Here is an 18466-nt window from a genome sequence, read left to right as displayed (position 1 = left end):
TATCCTGAGCCGGCCCGTTGTTGTCCGTAAATACTTCGACGGCTGCGGCCCGATCCCTTTGTGGGGATGCCGATTTATCCTTTTTCGGAACCGAGCATGATGCCTTTGGCGAAATACTTCTGGGCGAACGGGTAAATCAGCAGCACGGGAATCATCGAGATAAAGATGGTGGCGTTCTTGAGCGCCTGCGGCGTCAGCATCGCCTGCTCGGCGATCCCCGTCTCCTTGGCCGTGTCGAACAGCAGCATGTCCCGAAGCACAACCTGCAGGGGATACAGCTTCGCGTCGTTCAAATAAATCATCGGGAGGAAGAAGCTGTTCCAATGGCCCATGAAATAAAACAGTCCGATGGAGGCGAGCGCCGGTTTGGACAGCGGGATGATGATCGAGAACAAAATCCGGTATTCCGAAGCGCCGTCGATCAGCGCGGATTCCCGCAGCGCACCGGACATGTTTTCGTAGAAGCTCTTGAGAATCAGCAGCTCGATGGTCCAGATCGCGTTCGGCAACACGATCGCCCAGATCGTATCGATCAGGTGCAGCTTCTGCACGATCAGAAACGTCGGGATGATGCCTCCGTTCAGAAACATCGTCAGCACGATCGCCACCATGAAAAACCGCCGACCGAAAAAGCCGGGGCGGGACAGCGGGTAAGCGGCGACGGCCGTCATGAGCAGATTGATCGCCGTGCCGAGCCCCGTGTACAGGATGGTGTTCATATACGCCCGCGGAATTCGCGGACTCTCCAGAATCTGCTTGTACGCGTCGATGTTGAACCCCTTCGGCCACAGAAACACCCGGTTCTGGACAATGCTCGCCGAATCGCTGAACGAGATGGCGACGATATAGAGAAGGGGATACAACGTTGCGGCTCCGACCAGACTGAGCAGAACGATCAGGACGAAGTCGAACCAGGTGAGGCGGTTTAGTGCGCTTCGTTTTACCATAAGCCTTTGCCTCCAACCTTCTTGCTGATGGCGTTGGACAGAAGCAGCATAATCAGCGCGATGACCGCTTCGAAAGATCCGACCGCCGCCGCATAGCTGTAGTTCGTCTCCAGCAGCCCTTTGCGGTAGACGAACGTGGAGAAGACGTCCGCCACCTCGTACGTCGTCGGATTGTACAGCAGCAGCACCTTCTCGTAGCCGACGCGGAACACGTTGCCGCTCTTGATGATAAACAGCACGAGAATCGTCGGGAGGATGCTCGGCAGCGTGATGTGGCGCATCATCTGGAACCGCGACGCTCCGTCCGATTTCGCCGCTTCGTAGAGGGTCGGGTCGATGCCGGCGATGGCCGCCAGGTAGATGATCGCCTCATAGCCCATGTGCTGCCAGATCTCCGAGGAGATGTAGATTGTGCGGAACCATTCCGGCGACGCAAGGAAATACACGCTCTCGAAGCCGAGCGCGTTCAGCACCGTGTTCACCAGGCCGTGCGTCGGCGACAGGAAATCGATCACCATGCTGCTGACGATCACGACGGATAGGAACGAAGGCAGGTAGCTGAACGTTTGCACCGCCTTCTTGAAGGCGATCAGCCGCACCTCGTTGAGCAGCAGGGCGAACAGGATCGGCATCGGAAACGCCCAGAACAGCGTGTAAAGTCCGAGCAGAAAGGTGTTTTTGAACAGCAGCCAGAAGTCATGGCTGTCGAAAAAACGCCGGAAATGCTCAAACCCGACCCATTCGCTCCCGAGAATGCCTTGATAGACGTTGTAATCCTTGAAGGCGATGATGAGCCCGTACAGCGGCCCGTAGCGGAAGATTGCGTAAAAGATCAGACACGGCAAAAATAAAATCAGCAGTTGCCGGTCGCGGCGGATGTGCCGCCCGATCTCCGCCAGTCTCGAGCGGGGCGGGTTCCGCTTCGGCCGACTTTCCAACTCCATGCTTGTCGTCGACATACGTAATCCCTCCGGATGATGGGCCGGCGCCCGGAACCGCCGGAATAAGCCGGATACGGCGGTCCCGGGCGCCGGGCGCCGGCCGAACGCCTGAACGGCGGACGTGCCGAACTTCGATTAATTGGCGTCGTAACGTTTCTGCGCTTCGTTGTACGCGGCGATATATTTCGAGGCGCCGAGTTTTTCCGCGTTTTGCAGCCACTCGTTCCATTGCGCGTCGCCGTAGTTTTTGTTCATGACGAATTTCGTGCTGAACTCGTTGGCCGCTTTTTCGAGCGTCGCCCGAAGCTCCGCGATCGTCTTCGTTTCCGCTTCGTTAAACTTGAGCACCGGGTCTTCCGGCTCGAACTTGTTCGCCTTCACGATTTTGTCCTGCGCTTCCTGTTCCTTTTCCGTGAAGTTGTAATAGACGCTGCGGCGGTCCGGACGGAGGTACATCCCTTCCAGCCACAGTCCGTATTTTTTCTCCAGCGTCTTGATGTCGACCGTCGCCATGTCCTTCAGTTCCGGATATACGGGTTTGCCGTTCTCCAGCTTGTATGTCTCGCCCTCCACACCCATCGTCACGAGGGAAGAGCCGGATGGGCTTGTGAGATAATCGAGCAGCTTCAGAGCGATTTCCTTCTTGTCGTTGTTCGCCACGACGATGCCCCAGTTGTCGATCTTCGGCAGGGTGCGGACGTTGCCCGTCGGCCCGACCGGATTGGCGTAGCGGAGGTTGTAATCCGGAATTTGCGATTTGACCTGCGTGGCGAACTGCTCCAGCCGCCCGATCCAGTCGAACGTGACGAACGCCTTGTTGTTGGACGTCATCTTGGCCGTCCAGGAGGCATCCGTATCGGTAATAAACTCGGGGTCGAGAAGCTTTTCGTCATACAGCTTCTTCATGAACGTCAGCATTTCTTTGTATTCCGGCTGGGTGTAGGCGAGCTTCCACGTTTTCGACTTCTCGTCATAATAAGCGGGAAATTGCGCTCCCCCTATGCCCCATCCGTACGCCCAGTCGCGGAAGATGAGCTCTTTCGTCTTGGACGCGTACGGGTATGAATCCGGATACAATTCTTTCAACTTTTTAAGCGCCTGATAAAATTCTTCCGTGTTGGTCCATTCTTTGATGCCATGCTTGTCGAAAATGTCCTTGCGGTAGAGGAAGCCGTGGTTGACGTCGCGCTGCAGGCCGTAGATCGGCCAGGTGTACATGTTGTTTTTTTCGTCCGACCATGATTTCATGACCCAATTGTTTTTGGGATCGTCGACGTACAGCTTCTTGAAGTTGGGCAGCTTGTCGATATAAGGATTGATGGGCGTCACCGCTCCGTTCATGCCCAACTGGTTGACCTCGGCTTGCGTCAAGCCGTGGAAAATATCCGGCAGCTTGCCCGAAGCGACGACGATTTTGAGCTTGTCCTTGTACGTCTGAGAGGAGTAGTTTTGAATTTCCAGCTTGATCCCCGTGCGTTTCTCGATTTCTTTGACGATCAACGAGTTTTGCAGATCCGTGTTGTCGCTGACCAGCATCCATGTCAGCGTCGTCGGCTTGTCGACAATGGGAAGCTGGAGTCCCCCGGTATCGCCGTATTGCGCCGGAGCCGCTGTTGCGGTCGCGGTTGCGCTGGGCGAGGGTGACGCTTCGCCGGTGGCGGCCGGCTCCTTGCCCGATCCGCTGCAACCGGCGGCGATCGAAGCAAGCAGCATCATGGAAGCGATTGCAGCCGACTTTTTGTTCGACATGCTTGAATTCCTCCCTTTTCTCATATGGCATCTCGTTGGACCGATTTGCATTTTTATTGTAGAAATCGCTGGAGCGGCTTGTAAACGACGCTTTTTCCCGGCTCTTGGCAAATTCGGTCGAAGGCGGCGGGAGGCGGCCGGATGCCCGTTGCTACAGGCTTTTTGGCAAGTGGAAAATGCTAAAGCGGTAGAAAATAATAAAATCGGAATCCGGATTTTTCGACTGGGTAAAATGGAGGGAGGAGGTACGCCGCGTCGGCAAAAGGGGAGAAAAAGAGCGCGCGGGACGCAAACCCGGCGCTCTTGGGAAGATTAGGTCAAACCGTTGTGCAGCGTACTTACGAGGGAGTGCTTGGTCGTATCGTCGGAGCCTTTCCAGATAATCTCGAACAGGACGCCAAGTCCGGGCAGCGCCCGTTCATCGCCGTCGATCGAATCGCGGATGACTTCGTACAGTTCGTCATCGGATTTGCCTGCAACTCGCTGAATGATGGCCTGACGTAAGTTCAGGTTCATGGTTCGACCTCCGATTTTGTCCATTTGCGAGACAGACGGCTTGCGCCGCTCGCCGGTGTCGTCCGTAATAACGTGCGTCGGATCGCGGCCGTTTATTCAGGCGGGATGGCGCCCGTTCGCTTTGCGCGGCCGGCGTGAAGCGTGCTGCTTGCCTGTGCTATAATCGGATTAATGGAAGGAGTGAATCCGAATGGTTCGCAAATTGTTCGCCGTCATCGGCCTCGGCCGGTTCGGCTCCAGCGTCGCCCGTACGCTTGCGAATCAAGGCTACGAGGTGCTGGCGATCGACAGCGAAGAGGATCGCGTGCAGCAGCTGTCCGATATCGTCACGCATGCGGTGCAGGCGGATGCGACGGACGAGGAGACGCTGCGCGCGCTGGGCTTGCGGAACTTCGACGTCGTGGTGGTGGCGATCGGGCAGGACATCCAGTCCAGCATCCTGACCACGCTGATTCTGAAGGATATGGGCGTCGGGACGATCGTGGCCAAGGCGCAAAACGAGCTTCACGGCAAGGTGCTTCAAAAAATCGGTGCGGACCGCGTGATTTATCCGGAGCGGGATATGGGGCAGCGGGTGGCGACGCATCTCATCTCCCCAAACGTCATCGACTACATTGAGCTGTCGGACGACTACAGCATTCAAGAGCTCAAGCCGACGGGGCGAATGATCGGCAAAAGCCTGCGCGAGCTCGATATCCGGGCGAAGTTCGGCTGCAACGTCATGGCGGTCAAATCGGGCGACCGGATGGACATCGCGCCGCAGGCCGACGTTCTTATCACAAGCGAGGATGTGCTGGTCGTCGTCGGCAAAAACGAAGACCTGCATCGCATGGAGCGGGCGTTCGAGGAATGACAAACATTAGAACGGAAGTTCAGATTCAATCGGTTCAAAACCCGAGGGTCAAGGAATGGGCGCAGTTGGCCGAGCGCAAGCACCGCGACCGCCAGGGCAAATATATCATCGAAGGCGTTCATCTCGTCCAGGAGGCGCTTCGCCACGGAGCCGACATCGAGACGGTGCTGCTGGCGGCAGATCGGCCGATGCCGGAAGAGCTCCGCGAGTTCGCGCCGGTTGCGGTCGGCGGCGCGGCTGCAGAAGAAGCGGCGGGAAGCAGCCGGATCGAATGGATCGGCGTCAGCCCGGCCGTAATGGACAAGCTGGCGGATGCGAAGACGCCGCAGGGAGTGGCCGCTGTCGTGCGCAAGCCTTCTCAGGACCCGGCGGCTCTGCTGAGACGGCCGGCTCCGCTCGTCGTTGCGGTGGACGGTGTGCAGGACCCCGGGAATCTCGGCGCGATCATCCGCAGCGCGGACGCGGCGGGAGCCGACGGCGTGCTGCTCGGCCGTGGAACGGTGGATTTATACAACCCGAAGACGCTGCGTTCGACGATGGGATCGCTGTACCATCTGCCGGTGATCGCGGCGGATTTGCCCCAGTGGCTCAGACAAGCCCGGGAGGCGGGCCACCGGACGATCGGCATGAGCCTGCAGGCGAAGGCGACGCTCTACGAGACCGATCTGCGGGCCGGCTCCTGGATCGTGCTGGGCAACGAAGGCCAAGGCTTGTCCCCCGAGGTGCAGGCGGAGGTGGACACGACGCTGATTATCCCGATGAAGGGCGCGGCGGAGTCCCTGAATGTGGCGATGGCGGGAACGGTCGTGCTGTTCGAGGCGTTGAGGCAGCGGGGGTTTTCCCCAGATAAAAATTCTTGTTCGTGAATAAAAGTAAGCTTCTTCGCTGTTTAAAGTGCGAACACCTGTCAATACTGGAAATTAAGAGACCAGTAGAGGATGAGGTGTTTTCATATTTCATATGTTTGTAGCAAATCTTAAGGAAGGTCAGTTGGAAGAACTGCTTCATATTCCCGAGCCGTGGTATATCGATCGGGTTGATTTCAGCCTGGAAGCCAAGCAGGGTTTACATGGACATGTTACCCGCCTTCATCAAGGGTGCAGAGGAGAACTTCCCAAAAGCGTCAATCACCTTCGATAAGTTTCATGTCATTCAAGCAGCAAACGAAGCCGTTGATGAAGTCCGCCGTACCGAACGGAAGAGCTGCGCAGAACTAAAAGACACGCGATATATGTGGTTGAAAAACCCGGAAAATCTGACTGCTGCGCAACAAGAAACGATGGCGAAACTGAAGGACTGCGATCTGGATACCGCCAAAGCCTACCGGATGCGGCTGATCCTCCAGGAGATCTATCGCTATCCGGCTGCAATCGCACCCATGATGCTGCAAGACTGGATTCAGTGGGGACTGCGTTGTCGACTGGCTCCAATGGTCGAAGTCGCCAAAATGCTGCAAAACCACTACGATGGCGTCGTCCGATGGTTTTCATCCAAACTGACAAACGGTCTGCTCGAAGGCGTAAATAGCTTATTTCAAGCGGCCAAACGGAAGGCCCGAGGCTACCGCTCCGAAAAGAACATCATCGCTATGGTCTACGTATTGGCAGGAAAGCTGAACTTCGCCTTTCAAAGGTTTTCTGGAAATTCGTAGAGCTAATTTTGGCTGGTAGCATCGCTAGTGGCGAAGAGCCAACTTTTTCAATTTCACCAACTCTCATTTTTCTATTCTTATAATTTGACGATGGATATTTTATAAAGTTGAACAATCAGAAAATTGCCGATTTTCAAACCTACCCTTTCACAGTGCCAGAATGCAGAACGATCGTCGATCTGTTTGCGAACCTGGACGAACGATTGCGGTTGAGGCGATCAAGATCAGGTTTGGAGTGGAAAAACAAGGTCGGGAATACTGACGGTAACGGATTTGTCCTGTCCCCTTTACCACCTCCTTTCCCCTACAAATGGACAATAATTTTGCTAAATGACCGCAATGCGACTAAACTCGCGTTGTGGTTTTCGATTTTTTTATCCAATGATTGGCATAACCGATCATCTCTTTTAGAATAAAGAAGTACACTATCTATAAAAGGGAGTACATCAATGAGTTACAAAATGCTCGGTTATGGTTGGAAGCGACGGGGCCATTGGTATTATGACCTTCATAATAAAAACTGGTCTTTGGAAAAGAATATTAATTTTTATAGGAATTTGGATCGATCCCGGATCAATAAAACGATTGAAGATCCGAAAGCGTACGCGAGGTTTAAGTCCTTTTTTCCGGAAGAGAGATTGATCCAATACGAAGATTGCATAAAAAAATCGAGGCATTACACCGTTAATAAATTAACCGTCAGAGAGCTGTGTTATATATACGGCTATGACCAACAAGCCCAAAGTGCCTATGAAGCTTTGCGAAACGATTTTTCATCGCTGGAGAAAACCGAAGATAAGGTACTAAATTCCTTGATTTGGATTGTGTACGAAGATTTGTCGAATACGGATTTTCACCCCTTTGAAATCATCTATTTTTATCTTCATTTACGTGAAGAATTGGGTTTTGTTTTTAAAAAGAAAGATGACATGCTGCTTGAAAACGAGTATCTCTTCGACATCGTGCACGATCTGGAATGGGACGTTCATCATCTGAAACATACGATGCAGAGATTAGACGGCTTATTGGTTGACCCCAATATGACGGGGCCAAGCCTTATGGAAAGCGCCAGATTCAGGATTATGGAACAAGCGCGCAAGAATATGATCCATATGCGGTTGGAGAAGTCCAAACATTCGAAAGTTACTCGCAGCGAACTCATGGATGTATATCGGGATGACGTTAACCGAATGGGGAAAAATCATACGGGCACGAAGGGCAAAGACACGGTCGTCATTAGGAAATTTTAAGATCGCGGCAGGCAGGTTGCGCACAGTGAAAATTAACGGTCTCGACAAACTCGGAGAGCAACAGAGCTATGCATTGCTGAAAGATACGGTGAACGAACTGACCTTGCATAGCAGTAAACCTGTTGTCTGCGGTGAAAAATGGGTGGCTACGCAATGAATGCGCAGACAACAAATTCGAGAACGGGTGTCTCCGACTGTTCATACGTGGACCAGTTCGTGGTCAAGTTCGGCATAATAAATGTGAGTCGCTTCTGTTGTGCCGCCGCTCTCCTTCTCTTGTTCATACTTCCTGTGAGAGAGTCCCGTAATGGTGCTCTCTTTCTTTATATTCAGGACGAATACGGGGAGGGCTGTAGTTGAATTGCACAACAGTCACTCACCGCCGGCATATCGGCGATTTGCGCCGCTATCTGTATTCGCTCTCCGGAGATCCCCACGCCGCGGAGGATTTGGTGCAGGAGGTTTTTTACAAGGCGTGCAAATACCTGGACAGCTAAACTGGTACAGTCCCGGCCAAAACGCGACCATGAAAGGGTAACGAATATCACGGGCGCAAACGTACAAACCCCCACCAACGCATCCGAATGCGCGGGGGGTTTTTCCTGACACCGATTTACTGCGGGGCCGTGACCTCCGGCGCGTTGAGAGCTTCGGACGGTACGGTGATTTCTTTGATTTCGTTAAACTTGGAATATTCGCCTTGCATCGTTTGCGAGATGTTGAACGGTTGCCCCTGATTGTTCATTTCCATATCCATCTCGATTTTCATCGTATCCGGATAGAAGGTTTTTTTGTCGATCGAGAACGTGTAATCCGCCTTCTTTACGTTCATGCCGAGGGTGCCGAGATTGGCTCCCCCGCCGCCGAGACTGGCGTTGTTCTCCAGCTCCTTCCGGAGGAAGTTGTTGAACTTGTCGCCGCTCGCGGACAGCTTGATCGTATAGTGGCTGTCGGACTCGGACATCGCGAGGTCGTTCAGGAACGGCTTCATTTTCTCCAACTGCTTGGCGGGATCAAGCGCTTCTTGGGATATTCCCTGCATCACCTGCTCCAGTTGCTCGGCGGGCAATCTCGCCCATTGTCCGGACGTCGGCTCTTTCAAGAACAAGCCGTCTTCGATCAGATACAGCTCCATCTCCAACTGTTGGCCTTGCGCTTTCATGGTCATCTGCTGCTTGAAGGCCGCCTTCGGCTTCAGCGCGAGATCCATGACGATGTCGGTATCGACATCCAGTTTGTTGCCGCCCTGATCGATCAACTGCTTCATGTTCATGCTGACGGCGAAGCTGTCCAGTTTGGCCGTCGCTTCGGTCGATTTCGCGTAAATATCCGCGGCCGATAGCGATGCCGGGGATGCCGACGGCTGGACGGTCGGTTGCGCCGAAGCCGGCGGAGAAGCCGATGCGGCGGCCGATGGGCTGGCCGATGAGCTGCTGCCCGTTTCGCCGTCCGTATTTTTGCCGGCTCCGCAGGCGGCGAGCGTCAGGGTGCCTGCCGTCAGCAATACGGCTGCCAGCAGTTTGGGTAATGCTTTTGTGCTAGCCATGCAAGCTCTCCTCTCCGGACCGAATTCCGATCCTTGCGTATTATACCATATGTTTACAGTAGGAACATCCTGCTTTTTTCCTGTATTTTTTCTCCAATGGGTCGTTGGTCGGAGGCGGAAGGTTCTCTTCTTTTTCGGGGGTTCGCCGCATACAATGGGTAGCGCAAGCCCGCTTGTCTCGGGCTGAGGCCATCCCAGGGAGGAACGCCATGTGGAGAAGACGCTGGCGTAGCCGCAGTCCCCGGCGCAGGCGCAAATACAAGCGGTGGATCCTGCTGCTCGCGGTTATTTTGCTGGTCGTGCAGACGATGGTCGTCATCGAACGCAATCTGGCGCCGCCGCTGATGCACGTCGCGCAGATGCGGCTGAAACAAATCGCCACCAAAGCCATCAACAAAGCGATTACGGAACGAATGGCGAATACGGAAGGCGTGGACCGCCTAATTGACTGGCGAACCGACAGCGGGGGGAAAATCAAGGGGTTTTCGCTTAATTACAGCGCGCATATGAAGGTGACGGCGGATGCGATCAACACGGTGCAAAGCGTACTGAACGAGCTGGGCGAGATGCCGGAGCACATCCCGCTCGGCCAGGCGTTCGACAGTTCCGTGATTGCCTCGTTCGGGCCGCGAATACCGGTCAGGCTGTCGCCGGTCGGTTCGGTCGAAGCCAACCTGCAGACGCGCCACCATAACGCGGGCATCAACAATTTGCTGGTCGAGGTTTATATTCGCATACGGGCGGAGGTCGCGATCATTATTCCGTTCGATTCGAAGCCGGAGGTGGTCGAGACGGAGGTTCCCATCTCGTATGTGCTGGTTGTGGGAGATGTGCCCGCTTATTTCTTCGACGGGAAGGGCAACCCCTCGAACGGAGGCAATACGGCCATTCCCCCGAGCGTCTCGCTTCCGTCTCTCCGCATGGAACCGGACGAAGACGCAACCGGAGTGTCGGCGCAGACGGCGCCGTAAATACGCAAAGGACCGCCCGAAAGCAGAACCGCGCCCCAATTGTTAGACACACTGACAATTGAAGGTGCGGGTCGAGCCGGAGCGGTCCTGTTTTATTTGGCGCGGCGCGCGGCCCGTTCCTCCCGTTCCCACTTGGACAGATGGGGATACGGATCGAAGGACCATTCGCGGAAGCCGTTGTCGCGGTAAGTGCCGTAATGCAGATGGGGCGGGAATTTGCCGGACGTTCCCGGCTTGCCGTACCCGGAGCTCCCAACGTAGCCGATGACCTGCCCCGGCTGTACGTAGTCGCCGCGGGTTATCGGCTTGACGTAGCCGGCGAGATGGGCGTAGTAATGGTACACTCCGTTCGGGTCTCGGATGCCGATGCGCCAGCCTCCGTACGGATTCCAACCGATGACTTCGACGACGCCGTAACACGTGCTGCGTACCGGCACGCCATGCGGGGCGAACAGATCGGTGCCCTCGTGAATCCGGAATCCGCCCCAGCTTCGGCTTGCGCCCCATGTGCTGCGGTAGGAATAGTTGCTGCCGAGCGGCAGCGGAAAAGCGTGCCGGTGCAAATCCAGCGTACCGAAATGTTTATAGATTCCGGCGAACTGTTCGATCCGTTCCACGCTTCGCAACGAGCCGTAATACTGCCAGACGGCGACGCGGAAGTCGGCGGGATCGAGGCCGTAAGAGGTCAGGTACGAGGCCATCGACGACAGCACGTCCAAATCCTGCGAAGGGTCGGCGACACCGTCTCCGTTGCCGTCGCGGCCGATGCCGCCGAACAGCGAGATCGTCGCAAGCGACGTGTCCGCCTGATTGGGATTGCCGGGACCCGCCCAGAGCGGCGCAGGCACCTGAATCGCGGTCAGTCCTTGGCGCAGCGGCCGTTTTTTCGGCATGGCGAGACTGAGCGCGCGCTCGTATTGATCGATGGCGGCCAGGTAGTTCCAGGGAATGCCCGTGATGGAGCCGATCTCCTCGAAAACCGCTTTGCGTTCCGCATAAGAGACGGTTTTGGGAACCGGTTTGGATTCGGCGGCGTTCGCGCCGGACGGCAGAGCGGCGCTGGCGATGGCGGCCGCCGCCAATCCCGCCGACAGGCGGACAGCCCAGCGCTTGGGACTGCCGGCCCCTGTCCATAAGGGAAGACGCAACCTCGGTCACCTCCTGGGGCGAGGATTTTCTCCCACATAATTTGTGCAGGAAAGCTGTATTTATCCGCGGATGGGGACCATTTTCATCCCGGCGGGATTAGTGGTACGATGAACGGGAAAGAACCGCAACCGAGTCAGGGGGAGAAATGCGATGGCGTTCGATCACGGTCACCGCGAGGAGCATGTGGACGACGGCATGATCATGATCCAGGCGAATCTGGACGACATGAGTCCGGAATGGTGCGGACACGTGGCGGACCTGCTGTTCGAAGCGGGAGCCAACGACGTGTTCTGGATACCGATCTATATGAAGAAAGGACGCCCCGGCGTCATGCTGAACGTATTGGTCCACAGCACCCGGCTGGAAGCGATGGAGGACATTATTTTCGCGGAAACGACGAGCTTCGGCTTGCGTTACACGAGCGTCGCCTGCCACCGGCTGGAGCGGCGTTTCGACGAGGTGCATACGCCTTGGGGGACGGTTCGCGTCAAAACGGGATATCATGGGGGACGGCTGGTGGAGTACGCTCCCGAATACGAGGACTGCCGGAGAGCGGCCCGAAACGGCGGCGTTCCGCTGAAGATGGTGTACGAGGAAGCCCGGCGTTTATGGCGGATGAAAGAAGCCGGCGGAGCCGAGCGATTCGAGCCGCAACTGGCGGGCGAAGACAAAAATCCTCCGTTTGGTCGCCGGAACGGCAACTAAACGGAGGACCGGATTTACTTGTGCGGGTGCGTATGGTCGTGCCCGTGCGCGTGGGAATGGTCGTGCACGTGGGAATGGTCGTGCGGGTGCGGGTGATCGTGTCCGTGGCCCGCGACGCGCAGACCGCCTTCGCGCTGCGCTCGCTGGGGCGACAACGTGCCCACGACCGCCCGCAGCACGTTCGGTTGATCCGGCAAGTCCCGCGTTCCGGCGCCGTAACCGATCGATTCCACCGTCATATCGGGCAAGCCGACGTGGAACTTGTCGACCACCCCTGCGGCGATCCCGGCTCCCGTCGGCGTCGTCAGCTCCATGCTGTGCCGGCTGGCGGCGACGGGACGGCCGCGCATCATCTCCAACGTCGCGGGAGCGGGCACCGGGTACAGACCGTGGTCGCACCGAACCGTTCCCGATCCCAGCGGAACCGGCGCGCACCATACCGCGTCGACGTCCAGCGAATCCAGCGCGAGCGCGACGCCGCAGACGTCGGCGATCGAGTCGATCGCGCCGACCTCGTGAAAATGAACGTGCTCCAGCGGCACCCCGTGAATCCGTCCTTCGGCGACGCCGATCTCCTCGAAGATCGCGTTGGCGAGACGGGCCGCGCGGGGAGAGAACCCCGCTTCATCGATCAGCCGAACGATCTCCGAATAAGGCCGGTGATGCGTCGGCGGGCGGGACGGGTCTGTAACGACATCGAGCTTCAGGGCGGATACGCCTTTTTTGAGCACGCGCTTCCATTCCAACTTGAAGGGCTCGACCGCGATTTTGGCGAGCTCCCGTTCGACGTATTCCCGGTCGGCTCCCGCGTCCACGAGAGCGGCCAGCGTCATGTCTCCGCTCAGGCCGGAGAAGCAATCCAAATAGACGATACGCATATGTAGTCCGTTACCCCTTTCCTTTGGAGGCGTTCGACAGATTGCGATTGATCATCGCCGCGGCGTAGCCGGCGCCGAAGCCGTTGTCGATATTGACGACGGTGATGCCCGGCGCGCAGGCGTTCAGCATGGCGAGCAGCGCCGCGATGCCGCCCAGGCTGGCTCCGTAGCCGATGCTGGTCGGCACGGCGATGACCGGAGCCGAGACCAGCCCGCCGACCACGCTGGCGAGAGCGCCTTCCATACCGGCGGCGACGACGACCGCATGGGCTCCGCGAATCAGATCCAGCTTGCGGAACAGCCGGTGGATGCCCGCGACTCCCACATCGTAGATGCGCTCAACTCGGCTTCCCATACATTCGACCGTCAGCGCGGCTTCTTCCGCGACCGGCAAATCCGACGTGCCCGCGCAGACGACGGCCACATAACCGTCATGCTCGCAGGCGATCGGCTGTTTGTGCCAGGTGATCGCGCGCGCCGTTTCGTGATAAGTCAGATCCGGAATCGTCCGCTTTACGGCTGCGGCCTTATCCGCCGATACACGCGTCACCAGCACGCGGTCCGAATGCTCCCGCAGCTTCAGCACGATCGACGCGATCTGCTCCGCCGTCTTCCCTTCGCCGAACACAACCTCCGGGAATCCGATGCGGCGGCTGCGTTCCAGATCGAGCTGCGCGAACCCCAGATCGGCGACCGCCTGCGATCCGGCGGCGTCCTTCAACCGCTCCATCGCTTCCTCCACCGATAGGTCTCCGCCGCGGACCCGCTCCAGAATCCGCAGCAGTTCCGTTTCCTGCTTCATATGCCCTCTTCCTTTTCCGCGTTTTCGAGACCGTTCATACGTACAGGCCGCACGGCCCGAATGGCTTCTATTCTCATTTCCAGCCTCATTGTACCATAGGATGAAAACGTGAACAAAGCGACGGCAACCGCTTGTCCCCGTCCCCCTGGCCGCTTGAGTAGCGGCTTTTTCATTTCATGGTATAATAAGAATTATGCTGAAAAGAAAGCAGGCGATCGATATGGCGACCAAACCGCTATTACGCAAGCCGGAGTGGCTCAAGATAAACCTGGCGACGGGCCAGGATTACGAAAATATGAAAGAGCTCAAGCAGATGATGCGGTCCAAAACCTTGCATACCGTCTGCGAAGAGGCGAAATGTCCCAACATTCACGAATGCTGGGCAAACCGGACGGCGACCTTCATGATCCTCGGCGATATTTGCACGCGGGCGTGCCGGTTCTGCGCGGTCAAGTCGGGCTTGCCGACGGAGCTCGATCTCGCCGAGCCGGAACGCGTCGCGGAAGCGGCCGAGCAGATGGGCCTGCGCCATTGCGTGGTGACGTCGGTCGCGCGCGACGATCTCGCGGACGGCGGCGCTTCGATCTTCGCGGCCACGATCCGCGCCATCCGCAAGCGGCTGCCGATGTGCAGCGTCGAGGTGCTGATTCCCGACTTCATGGGCTCGGAGGACAGTCTGCGGACGGTGCTCGAAGCGAAGCCCGACATCCTGAACCACAACATCGAGACGGTGGAGAGGCTGTCCGACCGCGTGCGCTCCAAGGCGAAATACCGCCGCTCGCTTGAGCTGCTCGCCCGGTCCAAGTCCATCGCCCCGAACATCCCGACCAAATCGAGCATCATGGTCGGCGTCGGCGAGACATGGGACGAAATTTTGCAGACGATGGACGACTTGAGAGCCGTCGACTGCGACATCATGACGATCGGGCAATATTTGCAGCCGACCAAAAACCATCTGCGCGTGGAGAAATATTACGCGCCGGAAGAGTTCGCCGAGCTGAAAGCGGAAGGGATGAAGCGGGGCTTCAAGCATGTCGAGTCCGGTCCTCTCGTCCGGAGCTCCTATCATGCGCATGAGCAGGTGAACTCGGCCAGAGGGGTGGCGTCGACTTGAAGGCAGAAGGCCGCAAGTTTTATGTCGTAGGCAACAAAGTCTACGAACTCGTCGGCGAGCACAAGTCCGGGTTCAATTACGAGGCGTTCCGGGACCGCTACAGCGAAGTGCTCGACCGGTACGACTACATCGTGGGGGACTGGGGCTACAATATGCTCCGCCTCAAGGGCTTCTTCCGGGAAAACCATCCGAAGGCGAACAAGGAAACGTCGATCGCCCTTCTTCAGGATTATTTGAACGAGTACTGCAACTTCGGTTGCGCCTATTTTGTGCTGGAGAAGGTCAACGGCAGGCCGGAAGGCGAATACATCGGCGGCGAGCCCCAGGAAGGAAGCGCGCCGGTGGGCATCAGCTTGGGCGGCTCCGCGGCGGATGAGGAGAACGCTGCCCCGGTCGCCGGGATCAAGGGCGTCGGCACACTGATGAAGGGCGATCTGCCGATGCGCTACAACCGCACGGGCATCCCCGCCCGCATCAGCGTATCGCTCGCCGAGCGCAAGGAGCGGGCGGCGGCGAGGGCCGAGAACGCGGCGGCCGCCCGCCTGGCGAAGTCCGACGGCGCACCGGCGACGACCGGGCCGTCCGGGGGAGGGGAACGCCGGTCCGGCGAGGGCGGCGGCCGCAGCGGCGGCAACAACGGCGAGCGGGCCGAACGGACGGAGCGCGGCGGAGACCGCCCGGATCGGCAGCAGCCGAACCGCGACCCCAACCGCGAACGCGGCGGGAAGCCGGGGCAGGTATCCAACGGCGGCTACGGGCGTCCGTTCGGGGAGCGGAGCTCGGGCGGCGCGCGTTCGCAGGAGCGGGCCGAGCGGCCGCCCGGCGGGCCGCAAGCCAGCCGCCCGCCGCGCAAGGAGCGGGCGCAGAACGGCGGCGCTTCCGGGCGGGGTCCGCGCGAGGGCGGATCGCCGCGCTCGCAGGCGCCCGCCTCCGGCGCGAGGCACGAGCGCCCGGGCGGCGCGGCGGGCGGACGCGAACGCTGGAACGGGCCGCGCGTCTCGCGGGACGGCGTCCACCAGCGTGCCGGATCGCAGCCCCGGGGGAACTCGCTGCCCGACGGAGGCGGCACGAATTGAGCAAAAAACGGCGCACGGTTCCGAAAACAGAACCGTGCGCCGTTTTTTGCTGCGGCTACAAATCGATAAACGCATCCTTGACACGCGTCCAGAACGGGAACGAACGCAGCCGGGCGAACGAGATCTTCTTCTCCGACACCATGCAGCGGATGGAGCGGACACCCGCCGCCGGGAGCGTCAGATGGTCGGCGTTCAGCAGAAGCTTCTGGCCTTCCTTCGGGTAAATGTCGCAATGATGATGCTTCGGCAGCAAGAGCGACGAGCCGAGCGTCCGGTACACGCGGTTGTTGATCGAGGCGATCTCGGCGATCTGAATCGTCTCCAGCGACGGATGAATGATCGCTCCGCCCAGGCTTTTGTTGTAGGCGGTGCTGCCGCATGGGGAGGAGATGCAGATGCCGTCTCCGCGGAACATCTCGAACGGCTCGTCGTTGATGTTCAACTGCGCCACCAGCATGCCGGAATCGCCTTTCACGGTGAACTCGTTCAGCGCCAACTGAGTCGTCGTGCCGCTATCCGTCTCGATCCGGATCTCGGCGATCGGGTAGCGGACGATACGCAGAGGGTCGTGCGGGCCCGAGGCGGCCATCAGCCGGGCGAGAATTTCGACTTCGCCGGGCTTCCAGTCGGCGAAAAAGCCGAGATGGCCGGTATGTACGCCGATAAACGCGACATGGTCCAACTGCTCCAGATAGCTGTGAAACGCATGCAGCATGGTGCCGTCGCCGCCGATCGACACCACGACGTCGGGGGTTTGCTGATCGTGTATTAATCCGAGATCTCGGGCGATCCGGTGAAATTTTTCCGCCGTATTGCGAGAAATGTCGTCGCGGCGTTCTACGATTGCGTATTTCAACGGGGTGGCCTCCATCCGGGGTTGTTACTCTCATCATACTGAAAAAACAAGCCCCGCACAATGCCGGACGCCCGTCTGGCCAGAAGCACGGCGAAGGAAGCCGTCAGCAGAGCCGCTCCGCCGGCCGCAAGCGCGGCGGCGATCGCGGGCAGGGCGGCCCATGCGTGCGGCAACCCTGCGGACTGCGGTTCGGGAGACGTGCCGAACGGCAGCCAGGCGGACATCGAGGGCGCAAACGGAACCCACAACGCATAAACCAGACCGGCCGACAGCAAGGTGTGAAGCAGTCGCGCCAGCAGAAAGGGGCCGTACCGCATGCCCGTGCCGGAGATCAGGCTCAATATTTGCGCGTGAACCGACAATCCCGCCCACGAAAGCACGGCGGCCGCCATGGCGACGGCGTGCGGCAAGCCGCTGACAGGCACGGCGCTGCCGGCGGCCTGCGTCCCCAGCGTCACCTCGAACAAGCCGCTGACGGAGGCGGCGATAAGCTCGGCCGGGACGCCCGCAAGCTCCAGCGCCCCGACAAGCGGGGCGGTTATCAGCCCGAGCGCGCCCGACGAGCGGAGCACCGCCATCAGCACCGAAAAAAACACGACAAGCCCTCCGATCACGACGATCAGCCGCAGCGACGCCGAGATCGAATCCAGCAGGAGCTGGGGGAAGGGGCGGTTATCGTTCAGCCTGGCTGCGTGCATGGCTTGGAACGCCTTGCCTATAAACGAGCTGCGCTCCCGTGCCGGAGCCGGCGGCGTTCTGTCTGCGGGCCGGGACAGCCGGGCCATCAGCAGCCCGACCAGAATCGCGGCGCCGTAATGAGAGGCGACCAGCAGGGGAGCGATTCCCGGCCGATGGAAAAAACCGACGGATACCGCTCCGATCATAAAGATCGGATCAGATGTCGTCGTAAACGCGACGAGCCGTTCGCCTTCGTCCCGCGACAGCAGCCGCTCGCCGCGCAGGCGGGCGGCGAGCCGCGCCGATACGGGGTAGCCGGAGGCGAAGCCGACGGCCATGACAAACCCGCCGATGCCGGGAACCCGGAACAGCGGGCGCATCAGCGGGTCCAGCAGGGAGCCGAAGAAGTGGACGAGGCCGAGCCCCAGCATCAGCTCGGACATGACCAAAAAAGGCAGCAGGGCCGGAAACAAAATATCCCACCAGATCGATAGTCCGACGAGGGCTGACCGAAGCGCCTCTTGGGAGTAAACGAGCAGCAAAGCGGCGAACGCTCCGGCGGCGGCTCCGGGCCCCCATCTGGCGAATGCGCGGATTGCGCTTCGCAACGGCAAGTCCCCCCTTCATCCGAGACCATCGTCCCGGGTTCTCCGCGTCCGTTCCTTTGTTCACCCCATGTATATGCGCGGGCCCGTCCGCGCATGTCCCCGGAGGAAGGGCGCCGGAGCGTCCGTCCCGATAAACCGCTTACCGCTTTTATTTCGCGGGTTTTGTGCTACAATAG

At 58.7% G+C, this 18466-nt stretch carries 18 protein-coding genes and 1 pseudogene; 9 read left to right on the top strand and 10 right to left on the bottom strand.

Translation table 11 applies throughout. The features are described from left to right. Positions 1-74: 74 nt before the first annotated feature. The 4 genes from FE781_RS03730 to sspI form a co-directional block, all read right to left on the bottom strand. Positions 75-947, bottom strand: a complete 873-nt coding sequence (locus FE781_RS03730; protein WP_138788285.1) for a carbohydrate ABC transporter permease — start codon at positions 945-947, stop codon at positions 75-77. After that, positions 941-1906: an ABC transporter permease gene (locus FE781_RS03725; RefSeq protein ID WP_138788284.1), complete on the bottom strand. Its 966-nt coding sequence runs from the start codon at positions 1904-1906 to the stop codon at positions 941-943. The genes FE781_RS03730 and FE781_RS03725 overlap by 7 nt, the downstream gene beginning before the upstream one ends. 117 nt (positions 1907-2023) lie before the next feature. After that, a complete protein-coding gene (locus FE781_RS03720; RefSeq protein WP_138788283.1) occupies positions 2024-3637 on the bottom strand; it encodes an extracellular solute-binding protein in 1614 nt (537 codons plus the stop codon). 312 nt (positions 3638-3949) lie between these two features. Next, entirely contained in the window at positions 3950-4153 is a 204-nt protein-coding gene (sspI, locus tag FE781_RS03715; RefSeq protein ID WP_138788282.1) for a small acid-soluble spore protein SspI, read from the bottom strand. A gap of 190 nt (positions 4154-4343) precedes the next feature. On the opposite strand from sspI, the gene FE781_RS03710 reads away from it, so the two are divergent. The 5 genes and pseudogenes from FE781_RS03710 (at position 4344) to FE781_RS03685 (ending at position 8404) form a co-directional block, all read left to right on the top strand. Beyond that, positions 4344-5006, top strand: coding sequence for a potassium channel family protein (locus FE781_RS03710; RefSeq protein WP_138788281.1), 663 nt, complete (start codon positions 4344-4346; stop codon positions 5004-5006). After that, positions 5003-5872, top strand: a complete 870-nt coding sequence (locus FE781_RS03705) for a TrmH family RNA methyltransferase (RefSeq protein WP_138788280.1) — start codon at positions 5003-5005, stop codon at positions 5870-5872. Before FE781_RS03710 ends, FE781_RS03705 begins: the two co-directional genes overlap by 4 nt. Before the next feature lie 191 nt (positions 5873-6063). Continuing rightward, positions 6064-6657 (top strand): annotated as a pseudogene (locus FE781_RS03700) (transposase); the annotation flags it as partial. A gap of 449 nt (positions 6658-7106) precedes the next feature. After that, on the top strand, positions 7107-7907 hold the full coding sequence (locus tag FE781_RS03695; RefSeq protein WP_138788279.1) for a hypothetical protein: 801 nt from the start codon (positions 7107-7109) through the stop codon (positions 7905-7907). Between the two features lie 356 nt (positions 7908-8263). Beyond that, on the top strand, positions 8264-8404 hold the full coding sequence (locus FE781_RS03685; RefSeq protein ID WP_138788278.1) for a sigma factor: 141 nt from the start codon (positions 8264-8266) through the stop codon (positions 8402-8404). Between the two features lie 116 nt (positions 8405-8520). Here FE781_RS03685 and FE781_RS03680 read toward each other — a convergent pair whose 3' ends face one another. Continuing rightward, positions 8521-9453 carry a DUF6612 family protein gene (locus FE781_RS03680; protein ID WP_138788277.1) on the bottom strand — a complete coding sequence of 311 codons (933 nt, stop codon included), beginning with the start codon at positions 9451-9453 and terminating at the stop codon, positions 8521-8523. 209 nt (positions 9454-9662) lie between these two features. Here FE781_RS03680 and yunB point away from each other — a divergent pair, with 209 nt between their 5' ends. Next, entirely contained in the window at positions 9663-10424 is a 762-nt protein-coding gene (gene yunB / locus FE781_RS03675; protein ID WP_138788276.1) for a sporulation protein YunB, read from the top strand. 92 nt (positions 10425-10516) lie between these two features. On the opposite strand, the gene FE781_RS03670 is transcribed toward yunB, so the two are convergent. Beyond that, positions 10517-11572 (bottom strand): M23 family metallopeptidase, encoded by a 1056-nt coding sequence (locus FE781_RS03670; protein ID WP_211346290.1) that lies wholly within the window; start codon positions 11570-11572, stop codon positions 10517-10519. Positions 11573-11723: 151 nt separating this feature from the next. Between FE781_RS03670 and larC2 the strand changes: the two genes are divergently transcribed. Then, on the top strand, positions 11724-12278 hold the full coding sequence (gene larC2, locus FE781_RS03665; protein WP_138788275.1) for a nickel pincer cofactor biosynthesis protein LarC2: 555 nt from the start codon (positions 11724-11726) through the stop codon (positions 12276-12278). Between the two features lie 14 nt (positions 12279-12292). Here the strand turns inward: larC2 and larC are convergent, their stop codons facing one another. Both larC and larB read right to left on the bottom strand, forming a co-directional pair. Beyond that, positions 12293-13156, bottom strand: a complete 864-nt coding sequence (gene larC, locus FE781_RS03660; RefSeq protein ID WP_138788274.1) for a nickel pincer cofactor biosynthesis protein LarC — start codon at positions 13154-13156, stop codon at positions 12293-12295. Positions 13157-13166: 10 nt separating this feature from the next. Then, positions 13167-13958 carry a nickel pincer cofactor biosynthesis protein LarB gene (gene larB, locus FE781_RS03655; protein ID WP_138788273.1) on the bottom strand — a complete coding sequence of 264 codons (792 nt, stop codon included), beginning with the start codon at positions 13956-13958 and terminating at the stop codon, positions 13167-13169. A 220-nt stretch (positions 13959-14178) separates the two neighbouring features. On the opposite strand from larB, the gene lipA reads away from it, so the two are divergent. Both lipA and FE781_RS17620 read left to right on the top strand, forming a co-directional pair. Further along, positions 14179-15072: a lipoyl synthase gene (gene lipA / locus FE781_RS03650; RefSeq protein WP_138788330.1), complete on the top strand. Its 894-nt coding sequence runs from the start codon at positions 14179-14181 to the stop codon at positions 15070-15072. Beyond that, entirely contained in the window at positions 15069-16148 is a 1080-nt protein-coding gene (locus tag FE781_RS17620) for a YutD-like domain-containing protein (protein ID WP_211346289.1), read from the top strand. The genes lipA and FE781_RS17620 overlap by 4 nt, the downstream gene beginning before the upstream one ends. A gap of 55 nt (positions 16149-16203) precedes the next feature. On the opposite strand, the gene FE781_RS03640 is transcribed toward FE781_RS17620, so the two are convergent. Together FE781_RS03640 and FE781_RS17380 are read right to left on the bottom strand one after the other, a co-directional pair. Next, positions 16204-17004, bottom strand: a complete 801-nt coding sequence (locus FE781_RS03640) for an NAD kinase (RefSeq protein WP_138788272.1) — start codon at positions 17002-17004, stop codon at positions 16204-16206. Further along, positions 17001-18290: a nucleoside recognition domain-containing protein gene (locus FE781_RS17380; RefSeq protein WP_170209407.1), complete on the bottom strand. Its 1290-nt coding sequence runs from the start codon at positions 18288-18290 to the stop codon at positions 17001-17003. The genes FE781_RS03640 and FE781_RS17380 overlap by 4 nt, the downstream gene beginning before the upstream one ends. Positions 18291-18466 lie beyond the last annotated feature (176 nt).

This window comes from Paenibacillus thermoaerophilus (genome assembly GCF_005938195.1).
Classification (GTDB): Bacteria; Bacillota; Bacilli; order Paenibacillales; family Reconciliibacillaceae; genus Paenibacillus_W; species Paenibacillus_W thermoaerophilus.
The sequence above is the reverse complement of the archived record's forward strand: the minus strand, read 5'-3'. Positions and strand labels throughout refer to the sequence as shown.

Excerpts from the sequence above, each read along its gene's own strand:
- FE781_RS03730 (WP_138788285.1), bottom strand. The coding sequence starts at position 947 with ATGGTAAAACGAAGCGCACTAAACCGCCTCACCTGGTTCGACTTCGTC.
- FE781_RS03725 (WP_138788284.1), bottom strand. The coding sequence starts at position 1,906 with ATGTCGACGACAAGCATGGAGTTGGAAAGTCGGCCGAAGCGGAACCCG.
- FE781_RS03720 (WP_138788283.1), bottom strand. The coding sequence starts at position 3,637 with ATGTCGAACAAAAAGTCGGCTGCAATCGCTTCCATGATGCTGCTTGCT.
- sspI (WP_138788282.1), bottom strand. The coding sequence starts at position 4,153 with ATGAACCTGAACTTACGTCAGGCCATCATTCAGCGAGTTGCAGGCAAA.
- FE781_RS03710 (WP_138788281.1), top strand. The coding sequence starts at position 4,344 with ATGGTTCGCAAATTGTTCGCCGTCATCGGCCTCGGCCGGTTCGGCTCC.
- FE781_RS03705 (WP_138788280.1), top strand. The coding sequence starts at position 5,003 with ATGACAAACATTAGAACGGAAGTTCAGATTCAATCGGTTCAAAACCCG.
- FE781_RS03695 (WP_138788279.1), top strand. The coding sequence starts at position 7,107 with ATGAGTTACAAAATGCTCGGTTATGGTTGGAAGCGACGGGGCCATTGG.
- FE781_RS03680 (WP_138788277.1), bottom strand. The coding sequence starts at position 9,453 with ATGGCTAGCACAAAAGCATTACCCAAACTGCTGGCAGCCGTATTGCTG.
- yunB (WP_138788276.1), top strand. The coding sequence starts at position 9,663 with ATGTGGAGAAGACGCTGGCGTAGCCGCAGTCCCCGGCGCAGGCGCAAA.
- larC2 (WP_138788275.1), top strand. The coding sequence starts at position 11,724 with ATGGCGTTCGATCACGGTCACCGCGAGGAGCATGTGGACGACGGCATG.
- larC (WP_138788274.1), bottom strand. The coding sequence starts at position 13,156 with ATGCGTATCGTCTATTTGGATTGCTTCTCCGGCCTGAGCGGAGACATG.
- larB (WP_138788273.1), bottom strand. The coding sequence starts at position 13,958 with ATGAAGCAGGAAACGGAACTGCTGCGGATTCTGGAGCGGGTCCGCGGC.
- lipA (WP_138788330.1), top strand. The coding sequence starts at position 14,179 with ATGGCGACCAAACCGCTATTACGCAAGCCGGAGTGGCTCAAGATAAAC.